At 42.2% G+C, this 13092-nt stretch carries 17 protein-coding genes; all 17 read right to left on the bottom strand.

Translation table 11 applies throughout. The annotated features are described in order from the left end of the window. Nucleotides 1-14: 14 nt before the first annotated feature. The 17 genes from rsfS to gatC all read right to left on the bottom strand — a co-directional run bounded on the left by rsfS (nt 15) and on the right by gatC (nt 12994). Nucleotides 15-368 (bottom strand): ribosome silencing factor, encoded by a 354-nt coding sequence (gene rsfS, locus ACVR1G_RS04200; protein WP_447451939.1) that lies wholly within the window; start codon nt 366-368, stop codon nt 15-17. Between the two features lie 15 nt (nt 369-383). After that, nucleotides 384-890 carry a cysteine hydrolase family protein gene (locus tag ACVR1G_RS04195; protein WP_447451938.1) on the bottom strand — a complete coding sequence of 169 codons (507 nt, stop codon included), beginning with the start codon at nt 888-890 and terminating at the stop codon, nt 384-386. Beyond that, complete coding sequence (gene yqeK, locus ACVR1G_RS04190) at nt 891-1487, bottom strand: bis(5'-nucleosyl)-tetraphosphatase (symmetrical) YqeK (protein WP_447451937.1); 597 nt, start codon at nt 1485-1487, stop codon at nt 891-893. Further along, complete coding sequence (locus ACVR1G_RS04185) at nt 1487-2119, bottom strand: nicotinate-nucleotide adenylyltransferase (protein WP_447451936.1); 633 nt, start codon at nt 2117-2119, stop codon at nt 1487-1489. Before ACVR1G_RS04185 ends, yqeK begins: the two co-directional genes overlap by 1 nt. Nucleotides 2120-2282: 163 nt before the next feature. Then, nucleotides 2283-2591, bottom strand: a complete 309-nt coding sequence (gene yhbY, locus ACVR1G_RS04180) for a ribosome assembly RNA-binding protein YhbY (protein WP_447451935.1) — start codon at nt 2589-2591, stop codon at nt 2283-2285. 23 nt (nt 2592-2614) lie between these two features. Next, entirely contained in the window at nt 2615-3736 is a 1122-nt protein-coding gene (gene yqeH, locus ACVR1G_RS04175) for a ribosome biogenesis GTPase YqeH (RefSeq protein WP_447451934.1), read from the bottom strand. Further along, complete coding sequence (locus ACVR1G_RS04170) at nt 3736-4263, bottom strand: YqeG family HAD IIIA-type phosphatase (protein ID WP_447451933.1); 528 nt, start codon at nt 4261-4263, stop codon at nt 3736-3738. The genes yqeH and ACVR1G_RS04170 overlap by 1 nt, the downstream gene beginning before the upstream one ends. Before the next feature lie 152 nt (nt 4264-4415). Beyond that, nucleotides 4416-5042, bottom strand: a complete 627-nt coding sequence (locus ACVR1G_RS04165; RefSeq protein ID WP_447451976.1) for a DUF4230 domain-containing protein — start codon at nt 5040-5042, stop codon at nt 4416-4418. Nucleotides 5043-5079: 37 nt separating this feature from the next. Beyond that, nucleotides 5080-5211, bottom strand: a complete 132-nt coding sequence (locus ACVR1G_RS04160) for a hypothetical protein (protein WP_447451932.1) — start codon at nt 5209-5211, stop codon at nt 5080-5082. Nucleotides 5212-5221: 10 nt separating this feature from the next. Continuing rightward, nucleotides 5222-5944, bottom strand: a complete 723-nt coding sequence (locus ACVR1G_RS04155; protein WP_447451931.1) for an immunity protein — start codon at nt 5942-5944, stop codon at nt 5222-5224. A 121-nt stretch (nt 5945-6065) separates the two neighbouring features. After that, nucleotides 6066-6938 (bottom strand): DUF3114 domain-containing protein, encoded by an 873-nt coding sequence (locus ACVR1G_RS04150; protein WP_447451930.1) that lies wholly within the window; start codon nt 6936-6938, stop codon nt 6066-6068. A gap of 55 nt (nt 6939-6993) precedes the next feature. Next, on the bottom strand, nt 6994-7374 hold the full coding sequence (locus ACVR1G_RS04145) for a hypothetical protein (protein ID WP_447451929.1): 381 nt from the start codon (nt 7372-7374) through the stop codon (nt 6994-6996). Continuing rightward, nucleotides 7367-8023 (bottom strand): TetR/AcrR family transcriptional regulator, encoded by a 657-nt coding sequence (locus ACVR1G_RS04140; RefSeq protein ID WP_447451928.1) that lies wholly within the window; start codon nt 8021-8023, stop codon nt 7367-7369. The genes ACVR1G_RS04145 and ACVR1G_RS04140 overlap by 8 nt, the downstream gene beginning before the upstream one ends. 234 nt (nt 8024-8257) lie before the next feature. Further along, entirely contained in the window at nt 8258-9391 is a 1134-nt protein-coding gene (locus tag ACVR1G_RS04135; RefSeq protein ID WP_447451927.1) for a 5-methyltetrahydropteroyltriglutamate--homocysteine S-methyltransferase, read from the bottom strand. 395 nt (nt 9392-9786) lie between these two features. Next, nucleotides 9787-11226, bottom strand: a complete 1440-nt coding sequence (gatB, locus tag ACVR1G_RS04130) for an Asp-tRNA(Asn)/Glu-tRNA(Gln) amidotransferase subunit GatB (RefSeq protein ID WP_447451926.1) — start codon at nt 11224-11226, stop codon at nt 9787-9789. Continuing rightward, nucleotides 11226-12692 carry an Asp-tRNA(Asn)/Glu-tRNA(Gln) amidotransferase subunit GatA gene (gatA, locus tag ACVR1G_RS04125; RefSeq protein WP_447451925.1) on the bottom strand — a complete coding sequence of 489 codons (1467 nt, stop codon included), beginning with the start codon at nt 12690-12692 and terminating at the stop codon, nt 11226-11228. The genes gatB and gatA overlap by 1 nt, the downstream gene beginning before the upstream one ends. Continuing rightward, entirely contained in the window at nt 12692-12994 is a 303-nt protein-coding gene (gatC, locus tag ACVR1G_RS04120; RefSeq protein WP_447451924.1) for an Asp-tRNA(Asn)/Glu-tRNA(Gln) amidotransferase subunit GatC, read from the bottom strand. The genes gatA and gatC overlap by 1 nt, the downstream gene beginning before the upstream one ends. Between the last annotated feature and the right edge of the window lie 98 nt (nt 12995-13092).

Raw genomic sequence — 13092 nt, 5'->3', positions numbered from 1 at the left:
GCGACTGCTCATTATTATCCAAGATAGGCCGTCACATCCACCAGTGGTGCTTCGTGCCAGAGTTTTTCCAGATTATAGTGGTCGCGTGCTTCTTCGGTAAAGATATGGACGACCACATCATTGAGATCAAGGAGAACCCAGCCGGTCTTGCTATCCCCTTCAATGTGACTAGCATCACCGCGTGCTTCTTTAACCTTCTCACGGATATTATCCGAAATAGCTTCCAACTGACGGCTGTTCATAGCACTCATGATGGCGAAATAATCTGTCAAACTGCTTAAACCAGCTAAATCAAGAACAACAATATCTTCAGCCCGCTTTTCATCAGCAGCTTTAACAACCAATTCTAAAAGTTCGTCTTTAGTCATTAATCTTTATTTCCTTTAATTAAATAGTCTCTCCAGAGGCAAAACCTGAGCAAAGCGGTCATGCCAAATCGTCTCATAGTAGTCAATCAAGATATTTGCTGGGATATCTGATGTCCCAAAGGTCGTCGTACCATGTTCCACCACAGCAACTTCATAACCCATCTCAAAAGCCACCTTGACCGTCGTATCGATACAGTAATCAGTTGCCATCCCTACAATAATCAACCGCTCCACACCCTTGCTTGCTAAATAAGCTCGCAAGCCTGTCTCTTTAAAAGCCGAATTGTAGGCTTTATCAATAATCAACTCATTTGCTTGAGGTGCTACTGAATCAGATATCTTCCAATCGCTGCTGCCCATTGGCAACTCATCATCATGATGGCGGACATAAATCACCTCAATTTGACGAGCACGCGCTTGTTTGATGGCTTGCCCTGCAGTTTCCAAGAAAAGCGACACTTGATAAGGCTGCTCCTTAATTAATCCAGTCTGGACATCTACAACCAATAAAGCTGTCACCATCTAGGTCTCCTTCAAATAATTGACATAAGCATTGTAGGTTTCAATAGTCTGTGGATAGATGGGCACAGCTTGGTGGGCCAAATGCTCAATGGTATGGGCCGTCTCATAGGCGACCGCCTTATCCAAGGATACCTCAGCCAGTCGACGCGCTTCCTCAACACCTGGAAAATGACGATTGTCCTCGATATAATCAGCCACATAGACAATCTTAGCTAAGACTGTCATAACCCTGCTTCCTGTCGTATGATCTGCAATGGCAGCTAGGATTTCAGAATCTGTTACTCCTAGATCTTCTTGGATCTTATAAATACCAACCTTGCCATGCCAAATATTATTGCCCCAGTTTTTCAGGTCTGGATCTAGACCATACTTGTCAATCAGAGCCAGAAACTCCTCATCAGAGAGCTCCTTGGCATAGTCATGGAGTAGACCTGCCAAACCAGCTTTATCAGGCGAATAGTGATTGAGCTCTGCCAAATGTCTGGCAGCCATTTCAACCCCCAAACAGTGCTGAAACCGCTTATCACTCAGCGTCATTTTCATTTGCTCCAGCAGGCGGTCTCTGTCGTAACCATAATTTAAAAATTCTTCATACATCAACGATAGAGCCCTGCTTTCTTGATATAGGCTAAGACTGGCTGAGGCACCATAAAATTGGGATTATGACCAGTCTTAATCAGCTCCCGCACACTAGTTGAGGAAATATCCATCAGGGGCACATCAACCCAGATGACAGGATAGGACGTTCCAACTTTATACTTGGGACGTTGAACCCCAACAAACTGCACCAGCTCAACCAGCTCGTCAATCCGATGCCACTTGGGCAGGTATTCCACCATATCTGCCCCAATAATAAAGTAATAATCCGTATCGGGATGAGCTTCTGTCAATAGTTTCATCGTATCGTAGGTATAACTAATGCCTTGGCGCTCTAGCTCAATAGGCTCAATATCCAAACCTTCGATACCATTGATAGCCAGCATAAGCATATTGAGACGGTGCTGCTCATCAATGGTCTCCTTTTTATCAATATGAGGCGGTATATATTCTGGCATTAGAAAAACTTCATCCAAGCATAACTGCTGACGAACCTGGTCAGCAACAAGCAGATGAGCATTATGAACAGGGTTAAAATTGCCGCCTAAAATCCCAACCTGCTTACGTCCAGTTTCCTCAACATTTGCCTCCAATTCTACCTTGGTAAATGGCGTTACTAAATCAAGTGCCATAGACTTCTCCTCATGCTTTACGTATCAACTCTTTTAGCTCCCATTATAGCATAAATAGGACAAAAGAAAAAGCCGACAAAGCGGCTGGTAAAAAGCGACAAGAGGGCTTTTCAAGGGGATTAACAAGTGTCACATTTCCTGCAACATTATAAAAAACTTAAGCTCAGAGCTCCTTTACCTTCTGTGATAATTTGCGATTTTCCTTCTTAGCAGACTGCTTATAAAGGGTAAGAACACGACCCGTTTTAGCAACAGAATCCGCCCCAATTTCTTCTTCTAAAATTTCAGCAACCTCATGAATGGTCTCATCAGTGTTTTGCAATAGCTTTATCTTGATAAGCTCACGTGCATCTAGGGCATTGCGGACGCTGGTTTTAATCTGATCATTAAGGCCGTTCTTGCCAATCTGCACAATGGGTTTCATAGCATGTGCCTGACTATTGAGATAGGCACGTTGTTTTGATGTAAGCATATGTATTCCTTCTATTTCATTTTTTAAATTAGGGCCTTGCGGATAACCACACCGACCCCGTCCGGTGCCCAGGCAGCTACCTTAACAGGCTGACTACTGCTTGCCTTAACACGAATCCAGCCGAGACCTGAGTAGACGATATCGATCTTGTCCGTAACCGTGAACTCATGGCGGACAAGAGCAGGAAACTCAGCTAAGTCTTTAGCATGCGGTGGTACCAGAAGATCGCCTTGATGCTTATCATAAAAATCATCTGCTCCAGCCAACTTAGTCCGACGCAAGTCAAGATTATTATCAAAATAAGCGGTAAAACCTTGTTTATCTCCCTTAATAAAATCAAAACGAGCCAAACCTCCTAAAAATAGGGTCTGTTCAGGATTAAGCTGGTAGGTTTTAGGTTTGATTTCTTTTTTAGGGCTGACATACTTGAGATCCTTGGCACTGAGATAGTGAGCCATTTGATGGCGGTGAATAATCCCCGGTGTGTCAAAGATATAGCTACCATCATCCAGAGGAATCTCAATCTTATCCAGTGTTGTTCCAGGAAAGCGTGATGTCGTAATCACATTTTTATCCCCAGTAATCTCACTAATCACGGCATTGATTAAGGTGGATTTACCGACATTGGTCACACCGACAACATAGACATCACGGCCAGCACGAAGCTCCTCAATCCGCTCAATTAATTCCTTGATAGCATAATGATTCTGGGCACTGGTCAATAGGACATCGACTGGCCGCAGACCTTCTTCGTGAGCACGCTCGCGCAGCCACTGAGTAACCTTGCTATCTTTAACAGATTTAGGTAGAATATCTTTTTTGTTCCCCACTAAGAGGACATCGTTACCAGATACAAAGCGACTGAGACCCGGAATAACAGAGCCGTTAAGGTCAAAAATGTCTACAACATTGACAACCAATGCCTGACTATCGCCAACTTCATGCAGTAAGGTCAGAAATTCATCATCACTAATATGGACATCGACGATATCATTGTAGTGGCGCAGGCGAAAACAGCGCTGACAATAAAGATCACTGTCGCTTTCTGTCGCCTTCTCAACACTGGAGCGGGGGGTATAGCCAGCAGCTTCCTTATTCTCGCTTTGAATCTTGGCTCCACAGCCAATACAGAGTAATTCTTCCATTAAATTTCCTTTTTATAAATAATATCACCGTATTGCTTAGCAATCTTTCGCATCACACGGCGCTCTCTGGCACGATTAAACTTGGTATTCCAAGCATCCGATCTTACCAATGGCTTGACTAAAATCGAGCGAATACCCGCTCGATGACAAGCCCTAATATCTGTCATTAGCTGATCACCAACCATGACAACCTCATCGCGATCAAAGCTATAGCGTTCAATCGCCTTGTCAATACCACGAGTAAAGGGCTTCATAGCACGGCTGACAAAATCCACATGGAAAGGTTCAACCGCACGCTGAACACGTTCAAATTTATTATTGGAGACGACGACCACTGGTATTCCAGCCTCTGTCATATCATCCAACCACTCCCGCAGCTCCGGTGTCCCATCAGGATTATTCCAAGCAATCAAGGTATTATCCAAATCCACCAGTACCGCAGAAATCCCATGCTTACGCAGGCTTTCAGGTGTCAAATCATAAACAGCTTCCACCGCAAAGGTGGGTATATAATCTTCAATACTCACAGCTTTCTCCAAAATATGATAGTATCTTTTATTATAGCATAATTTCAGCCAAGATAGAGAGGCCAACAGAATAACTGACTTCAAAAAATCCTCCTAAAATTAGCCTTATGCGCCAATCTCAAGGAGGATAGTATCTCTCTATGAATCAGAAATTACTTTTGGAAAACAAAAGTAACCTTTGCCTTCTTATCAATAGAAGTAATAATTTGCTGATAATATTCTTTAGCTGAATCTTTGACAAGACTCTGGTAACGTTTCAAATACTCCTCCTGCTCCTTATTAGAAAGGCTGTCTGTCACAAGCTTTCCAGTATCGATATCCTTGGTTGAATAGCTAAGCAGTCCACCAGAAGTATTATAAAGTTGATAAGGGTGTTCCTCTGCTAGTTCAAAACCGATAACTTCAAACTTAGGAATACTAACAGTGTAATGAGAATCTTCCTTTTCATCCACCCGCACTCCTTTTTTTATTCCAAATTTGGCTTGGTAGTTAAGAATAATCACCGCTTCTTTCTCTGAAAACGGGATATCCAAATCTGTAAAAAGAACTTTTGTCGTTTCCTTTGAAGTCACTATTTTTTGAATACCAACATTGAGAAAAGCCACCTGATTAACCTTTTCCAAAGAAGTAACAGAAGTATAAGAAGTCTGACTAGGTTCTGACTGCTGTGAGGCCCTGATACGACCATACGTATAGAAACCAAGTGAAATAGCTATGACAAGGCCCAAAATCAATAGACTTCTCCAGCGCGGAACCTTCTGCTTTAAGAACTTTCCCATCTGCTTAAAAGGAGAAAATCGTTTAAGTAATACCATATTAGTCTCTCCTAATAACTAGAGCTAGGTAAAATATCCCAGAAACAATCATGGCCGTACCAATCCAAGGATTTAGAGCAAGCAAAATAATGCCAACAAAGATAAATAGAATAGGTAAAGCTAGTTTGTTCATAAATTTTGACCTATCTTTCTAATTTAACAATAACGGGATTCCCATCAACTGAAAATGATGGTTCAATTTCCAATTCCAAATCACCATCACTAGTGACGCCAAAATGCTGGGTGGCTCCTTGGTATGAACGTCCTGATGAAATAGTCTCAAACGTATTGTCATTTGGATAAGTCTCCATTTTTTCTCCCCCAGCATAAAGATTCAACTCACTACCAACAGGATAGTCTTCATCTGAAAGATTGGTTATATCATAAGTAACTTTCAATACTTTTTCTGGATTACTATCATCGAACATATTTCGTTCATCAGTCCATTCGACTGATGTAATGGTAATTTCTAATTTACCATCAAAAGTGATTTTATCACCTACCTTATAGGTCTTTTTACTACTATTCGAATCAGAAATACTTGATCCTGACTTATTATCTGTCTTTCGACTAGTAAGCTCACTACTTTTCTCAAATGCATTGTCCAATACAGCCCCATAACTTGCCTGTGTCACTAAAACAATAACAAATGAAACCACAGCAATCATAATTGAAATTAAAGAGAGTGATTTTTTCCTTTTTAAGTTAATAAACAAGGCTATAACTCCCAAAATAAAAGCAATAATCGCTAGAATGGCAGAAGCATTATTGACAAATGGTATCCATGATGTGACTAAAGCAATCCCTCCCATAACTAAAGCAATAATAGCAGTAACCTTTCTCTCTTCATTCTTTATAGGTTGCATCTCTCTACCCCTCTCATTTTTTTAATTTTACAAAACTATTATATATATATATATCGTATGTCAATAGTGTTACAGAAAAACTCGGCAGAGATTTCAGCAAACAAAAAAGCCAGCTTACTGACTATTTTCTCTTATACTCTCGCTTAAATGACTTTTTGCGCAGCTTAATAAGGCGGGCTAAAGATTGACCATCCTTGGCAAATCCCCCTTGTCTATTATAAAAACTGCGCTCAAAGTCCGCTACCTTGCGCTCTTTCCAAAAACGAGCTAGGCGGATTTTTCCAGCTTGATTGGGCGATTTAAAAGGTTTCACTATCGCTTTTCTAAAAATAGGATCGTGCGCTCTTATTGGTTCAACATCCAAACGAACATGACTCCACGGAGTATTGCCATAGTTGAAGCTAGCACCGTTAACAATTCCATTAATATTAACTTTATCCGCATCTAGTTCGTTAAGAAAATACCCCTGACTATCTAGGATAAACTCCGTGCGAAGCTGAAGTAAAATCTTTATATTATAGGATTCCCGCTGATCAGGAAAAGCAAATGCCTCCTGCTTAGACTGACGCTTATTGTGTAGGCGGGCATTGTCAAAAATATTGGGGCGCAGGCGATTAACTTTTAGGTAGGCTATCAAAGCCGCTTGATCGGTCATTCCAGATTGACGATAGTATCGGCGAACATACTGAGCCTGCTGAGATGAAATGACATAGCGCAGCTGATGCAAGCGGCGATTAAAACTCGTTTCTTCTGTAAATGAACCTTCCTTCATCGCCCGACGAACCAAACGTGCTAAATCTTTCCAAAAATTATCATGTGGCGCTAAGTCATCAGCAAACCGAGAGAGCAAACGACGATTCTCTTCTAAATCCCCCGACAGCTCCTCAGGCATGCCTGCGCTGTCCAAGAGATAGTGCAAGGCTTCATGCGCCGTCTTTTTTGTTTTTAGCTGCTCCCAGCACTGGTAAAAGACTGGCGACCCAATTTTATCCATACTAATCTCCTTTATATGATTATTACTAAGAGACTTATCAAACTGCCTCTTCTTTTCAATGGTGCTTTCGCTTTTCTAGCCGCCAACCAAGGATCCAAGCCAAAACAAGCAGATAGTTCTCAACGGCTCCAATAAGGTTAATATACTGGGACGGTGCCTGAATAAAGCCCACTAAGTGATTGCTTCCAATGCCAAGACCACCAATAATGAGTCCCAATAAAACAGCCCTCAGGTAAAACCAATCATATTTCATCAGCACAGCCATTAATATAATGACAACTGCTATATCCCAAAATGCTATTTCTCTCTGCCAACCACGAGAAATACCGTAAGCTGACTGGCTGCCCATGAAATCCGGAGCCAAAAGCTGCAGTAGACTAGCACAGGACATAGCAGCAATAACGACAACAAATACAAGCTTCAGAAACTTATTCATCTGATTTCCCCTTCTTTTCATAGATATCAGCCATCCTCTTTTTAATCTGCTGACGTTTTTGGGGAGATAATATAGGAACACCGCTTAGTTCTAACCAATGAGACAGGTAGTCAATTTTGGAAGAAAAGGAATAGTCCGCCCCCGCAAGAACTGGATCAAACCAAATATCCGCTAAGATAAGAAAAACGCTGGCAGTTTCAACAGGATAGGTGCAATCAAACTCTCCCTGCTGGTTACCCTGCTGAATCATATCACTTACGTAAGGTACCAACACTTGAATTGTATTTCTGAGTGTAAATAGCAAACCAAAGGGAACTTTTTCAGCCCAGTTAATATGAGACATATCCTGCAAGGAATCCTTTTGAAGCAAAAAATCCACTAAATGGCTAAGACGCTGACTGGCCGAAATATCCTTATCAGCGCATAGCTTAGATAAATACTGAGTCACTTCGGCAACTTCAGCTTTCATAATTTCTTGTAAAATAGCCTCTTTGCTGGCAAAGTGATGGTAGACAGCCCCTTTTGATAAACCTGCACTTTTAATAATGTCAGCCATGGTCGTTGTCTGGTATCCCTGTTTGGCAAATAGAGGGAGGGCCGTTTTTAGGATTAATTCTTTTGTCCGCAGGGATTTTTCTTCTTGTTTCAATAGACTCTATCCTCTCTATCAAAAAACAGACCAACAGTCTGTTTTCGATTATAAGGATAAGATCCCTGTTTGTCAAGAAAATGAGAAAAAAATGGATTTTTATCAAAAATCGTTTTCCGCTCTTTGCTCTTTAATTTTAAGAAAAATATCACTAAAGCACTCTTCACAGATCCAAAATAACTTTCTTATCTGCCTGTAATTAGCATATGATAAGGACATGGCCACCAGATAGAGCTATCCCCAAACCTCCTCAGTAATTTCCTTAACAAGAGCCAGCTTGTTCCACTGATCTTCTTCTGTCAGAATATTGCCCTCTTCGGTAGAAGCAAAACCGCATTGAGTTGATAGCCAGAGCTGTTCCAAGGGCAGAATCTTTGCGGCTTCCTTGATGCGGGCAATAATTTGACTCTTATCTTCCAACTTGCCATCCTTGGTCGTAATCAATCCAAGAACAGCTACCTTATTAGGATCTTTAAATTCTGCCAAGGGTTCAAAGCCACCAGAACGCTCATTGTCATATTCAAGGAAATAAGTCGTAACTTCTTCTTCCCCAAAGAGCTCATTGGCAATTGGCTGGTAACCGCCTGACGAAGCCCAAGTCGAGTGATAGTTTCCACGACAAACATGGCTATTAACCAAGAGACCAGCAGGTACGTTCCGATATAAATCATTATTTAAGCTCAGGAAGAGCTGCGCTAACTCTTGACGGACATCTTCTTTGCTCTTACCTTGAGCTGCTCCCCAGACTGTTAAGAAATTATCGTCGACAAGAACACCCCAGGTACAATCATCAACCTGTAAGGTCTTAAGTCCTGCTGCTACTAGATCATCAACAACTGTCAGATAAGCTTTTTTAATATCCTCTCGGAGTTCATCAAAATTAGGATAAACCTCGTTGAGCTTAGTCACATGCTCCTCGTCACGAATAAGCTCAAAGTAAAATTGTGAAGGAGCAGGAATGGTAATTTTAGCTTCAACATCAGCACCACTTTCAGCCACATAATCAACCAGAAAGCGATAATCCTCAACAAAGGGGTGCTGCTCACCTGAAATCTTACCAGCAATCAGGGCTGAGTCGGCCTTGGTTTCCTCACCATGAAATTGATACCCTTGAGCCGCCTGCACATGATCAACTCCATTGAATCCCCAGAAAAAATCAAGGTGCCAATAGGCACGACGAAACTCACCATCTGTTACCTTTTCTAGACCAGCCGCTGCCTGCTTATCTACCAAGTCTTTGATAGCTTGATCCTCCACCATCTTTAGATCTATCGAGGAAATTTCCCCTTTGGCGAAACTTTCTCTAGCTCTCACCAAAGACTCTGGCCGTAAAAAGCTACCTACATGTTCAAAATATTTTTTAGTCATTAGTCTTACCCCTTTATTGAATATGCTTCCATTGTATCAGAGGAAGATATAAGTGTAAAATATATATTTTATATAGAAAAGCATAGTTATTAGTTATATCAAAAAGGGAGTGAGATCAATCCAAAAATTGAAAATTTTGCTCTCACACCATTCCCTAATTTTAAGGTGGAGACCTGAAATGATCTCTCCTCAGACCGTTTTTGACACTTGCTTTGCAAGCTTTATTTCCCAATTAAAAAGATCCCCCGGACCTTTAGAGGTTGAAGATAAGATGAATGACATTCGTTTAGGTTTTCCGCTTTTGCCTTGTGACAAAAGGAAAACCAGCCAAAGTTTATTACAAAACAGAAAGACTGGACAAATTTTTGCCCAGCCTCTTAAGGTTTAGGTTTATATCAATCTAATAGTTTTGCTAACTCCTCTTTGAGCAGTTGTTGCGCCACCTGTGGGTTGGCCTGACCTTTAGTAGCTTTCATAAGGAAGCCTGTAAAAGCTTTATCAGCATTGCGTTTACCGGATTTGAAATCAGCAACGGCTGCTTCATTATCGGCAAAGACTTGGTGGATAATCGGAATCAAGACGTCTGGATCAGAGATTTGCACCAGTCCGGCTTTTTCCACATAATCACGCGCACCACCGCCATTTTTCGCCAAATGAACAAAGACCTTTTTGGCAATTTTCGATGAAATGGTACTATCTTCGATCAAGCTCAGCATTTCCACCAGATTTTCTGGTGTCAGATTAATGTGCTCAATGGTCTTAGCTTCGCTATTGAGGAATTGGGCCACTTCACCTTGGAGCCAATTGGAGACCTGCTTGGCGTCGCCGCCTAGGCCAACAGCTTTTTCAAAGAAGTCTGAGGTCGCCTTGGTCGCTGTCAATTGACTAGCATCATAATCCGTCAGACCCAATTCATTCACATAGCGGGCTCGGCGGTCTTTAGCAAATTCAGGCAGGCTGCCCCGCATGTCCTCAATCCAATCATCAGAAATCTCAAAGATTGGCAGATCCGGTTCTGGGAAGTAACGGTAATCGGCCGAACCTTCTTTAACCCGCATAAGAATTGTTTGTTTTCCAGCTTCATCATAACGGCGGGTTTCCTGGCGAATCACACCACCAGAACGCAGGATTTTGGCCTGACGCTCAACCTCATATTCCAATCCCTTGCGGACATTACTGAAGGAGTTGAGATTTTTTAGCTCTGTCTTGGTACCAAATTCTTCTTGACCGTAAGGACGCAGGGAAATATTGGCATCAACCCGCATGGAGCCTTCTTCCATCTTGACATCAGAAATACCGGTATACTGGATAATTTCCTTTAAAGCCGTCAAATAAGCATAAGCCTCTTCAGGAGAGCGCATATCAGCCTCAGAAACAATCTCAATCAGAGGCACACCCTGACGGTTGAGGTCAACGTAGGAATAACCATCGTCAGCGTGAGTATTCTTACCAGCATCTTCTTCCAAGTGCGCCCGTTCAATACGAATTTTCTTTGTCGAACCATCATCCAGCTGCGCTTCCAGCCAGCCATTATAGCCGATTGGTTCATCAAATTGCGAAATTTGATAGGCTTTTGGATTATCAGGATAGAAATAGTTCTTGCGGTCAAAGTGCATGGTCTGGTGGATATCCATGTTGAGCGCCAATGCAGCCTTGATTCCTGCATCAATAACGCCCTTATTCATGACCGGCAAAACACCCGGGAAAGACCAATCGATGATATTAGTATTGGCATTGGGATTCTCACCAAAATGAGCCGATGATGGTGAGAAAATTTTTGAATTGGTATTTAATTCCACATGGACTTCCAGTCCAATAATGGTTTCAAAGTTCATTAGTTCTCACCTCCAAAAATTACTGGCTGCTGCTTATGGTAGTCAGTTACTGCTTCAAAAGCAGAGGCCGCTTGATAGATAGTTTCCTCACCATATTTAGGACCAATCAGTTGCAAGCCAACTGGCAAACCATCCACAAACCCTGATGGAATCGAAATTCCTGGTAGCCCAGCTAAATTGACTGGAATAGTCAGAAGGTCAGCCAGATACATGGCAACAGGGTCGTGATTGAGCGTATCCAAACCAAAAGCTACCTGCGGTGCTGTAGGGCCGAGGATAAGATCATAATTAGCAAAAACCTTCTCAAAATCTTGGATAATCAAGCTACGTACCTGACCAGCCTTCTTGAAGTAAGCATCGTAGTAACCAGACGACAGACTGAAGGTCCCCAGCATGATGCGGCGTTTAACTTCATCACCAAAACCTTGACTGCGGGTCTTAACATAGATATCCTCTAGAGATTCGGCACCTTCTGCTCGGAAACCATAGCGAATCCCATCGAAGCGTTGCAGATTGGAGGACGCTTCTGAAGATGCAATGATATAGTAGACTGCCACACCGTATTTAGAATGGGGCAGACTAACTTCTTCAACAATGGCTCCCAGTTTTTCAAACTGCTTAGCCGCTGCTAGAATATTTTCTTTAATTTGTGGATCAATGCCTTCGCCCAAGTATTCCTTAGGCAGGGCAATTTTCATCTCCTTGATATCTTGCCCAATCTTACTGGTATAATCAGCAATCCGAACAGGAGCAGAGGTGGAATCCTTCTTGTCCTCGCTGGCAATAGCATTTAACAGTTGGGCATTTTCCTTGACCGTTGGCGCAAAGGGGCCAATCTGATCCAGCGAGCTGCCAAAGGCAATTAGGCCAAAACGGGACACCGTACCATAAGTTGGCTTAAGACCAACAACACCATTGAAGGCTGCTGGTTGACGGATGGAACCACCCGTATCAGATCCCAGTGACAGACGAACCTGACCAGAAGCTACTGCTGTCGCTGAACCACCTGATGAACCACCGGGGACCTTGCTTTGATCCCAAGCATTTTTAGTCTTCTTGAAGTAGGAAGTTTCGGTTGAGCCGCCCATGGCAAACTCGTCCATGTTGGTCTTACCAACGACGATCATACCTTTTCCATAGGCATTGTGAACAGCTGTCGCATCAAAGATGGGTTCATAATTGTAGAGAATTTTCGATGCAGCAGTTGTTAAAATCCCCTTAGTCGAAATATTATCCTTAACCGCTAAAGGAATTCCTGACAGGACATTATCCGCATCAATTCCTTCTTCATCTATAGTCTGAGCCTGCTCCAAAGCCGCCTCTTCCGCTACCGTGATAAAAGAACCAACAGCCGTCTCACGCGCCTCAATATCAGATAGGGTCGCCTCAGTCAATTCAGTCGCAGAAATTTCCTTTTTGACTAGGAGGTCGTGCAATTCTTCAATTGTTTTATTATTAAAAGACATTAGGCATCTCCTCCGTCATCTAAGATGGCTGGTACCTTGATATAGTAATCTTTTGATTCCGGTACATTTTTAAAGAGCTGATCGCGATCAGTTCCTGACTCAGCCACATCAGGACGAATGACCGTCTTGCGGTCAGCCATGGTTGTCGTAATAGGCACATCAGTCGTATCAACTTCATTCAGCAACTCAACCATGTCTACAATCTTGGTCAAAGTTGTCGCAAATTCAGCCGTTTCTTCATCTGAGAAGGACAACTTTGACAAGGTCGCTACATGGCGAACTTCTTCTTCAGAAATTTTCATCCATTTTTCTCCTATAAGCATTACATAGTCTTCAAAATTATATCACACTTTTAAAGATAAAAACATTCTTTCAAAATTGTAAGGACAGGGCTTCATTA

It is taken from the genome of Streptococcus dentasini, from assembly GCF_053206945.1.
The sequence above is the reverse complement of the archived record's forward strand: the minus strand, read 5'-3'. Positions and strand labels throughout refer to the sequence as shown.

What these genes read in the sequence shown, in the direction of transcription:
- rsfS (WP_447451939.1), bottom strand. Translation starts at nt 368, where the DNA reads ATGACTAAAGACGAACTTTTAGAATTGGTTGTTAAAGCTGCTGATGAA.
- ACVR1G_RS04195 (WP_447451938.1), bottom strand. Translation starts at nt 890, where the DNA reads ATGGTGACAGCTTTATTGGTTGTAGATGTCCAGACTGGATTAATTAAG.
- yqeK (WP_447451937.1), bottom strand. Translation starts at nt 1,487, where the DNA reads ATGTATGAAGAATTTTTAAATTATGGTTACGACAGAGACCGCCTGCTG.
- ACVR1G_RS04185 (WP_447451936.1), bottom strand. Translation starts at nt 2,119, where the DNA reads ATGGCACTTGATTTAGTAACGCCATTTACCAAGGTAGAATTGGAGGCA.
- yhbY (WP_447451935.1), bottom strand. Translation starts at nt 2,591, where the DNA reads ATGCTTACATCAAAACAACGTGCCTATCTCAATAGTCAGGCACATGCT.
- yqeH (WP_447451934.1), bottom strand. Translation starts at nt 3,736, where the DNA reads ATGGAAGAATTACTCTGTATTGGCTGTGGAGCCAAGATTCAAAGCGAG.
- ACVR1G_RS04165 (WP_447451976.1), bottom strand. Translation starts at nt 5,042, where the DNA reads ATGGGAAAGTTCTTAAAGCAGAAGGTTCCGCGCTGGAGAAGTCTATTG.
- ACVR1G_RS04160 (WP_447451932.1), bottom strand. Translation starts at nt 5,211, where the DNA reads ATGAACAAACTAGCTTTACCTATTCTATTTATCTTTGTTGGCATTATT.
- ACVR1G_RS04155 (WP_447451931.1), bottom strand. Translation starts at nt 5,944, where the DNA reads ATGCAACCTATAAAGAATGAAGAGAGAAAGGTTACTGCTATTATTGCT.
- ACVR1G_RS04150 (WP_447451930.1), bottom strand. Translation starts at nt 6,938, where the DNA reads ATGGATAAAATTGGGTCGCCAGTCTTTTACCAGTGCTGGGAGCAGCTA.
- ACVR1G_RS04145 (WP_447451929.1), bottom strand. Translation starts at nt 7,374, where the DNA reads ATGAATAAGTTTCTGAAGCTTGTATTTGTTGTCGTTATTGCTGCTATG.
- ACVR1G_RS04135 (WP_447451927.1), bottom strand. Translation starts at nt 9,391, where the DNA reads ATGACTAAAAAATATTTTGAACATGTAGGTAGCTTTTTACGGCCAGAG.
- gatB (WP_447451926.1), bottom strand. Translation starts at nt 11,226, where the DNA reads ATGAACTTTGAAACCATTATTGGACTGGAAGTCCATGTGGAATTAAAT.
- gatA (WP_447451925.1), bottom strand. Translation starts at nt 12,692, where the DNA reads ATGTCTTTTAATAATAAAACAATTGAAGAATTGCACGACCTCCTAGTC.
- gatC (WP_447451924.1), bottom strand. Translation starts at nt 12,994, where the DNA reads ATGAAAATTTCTGAAGAAGAAGTTCGCCATGTAGCGACCTTGTCAAAG.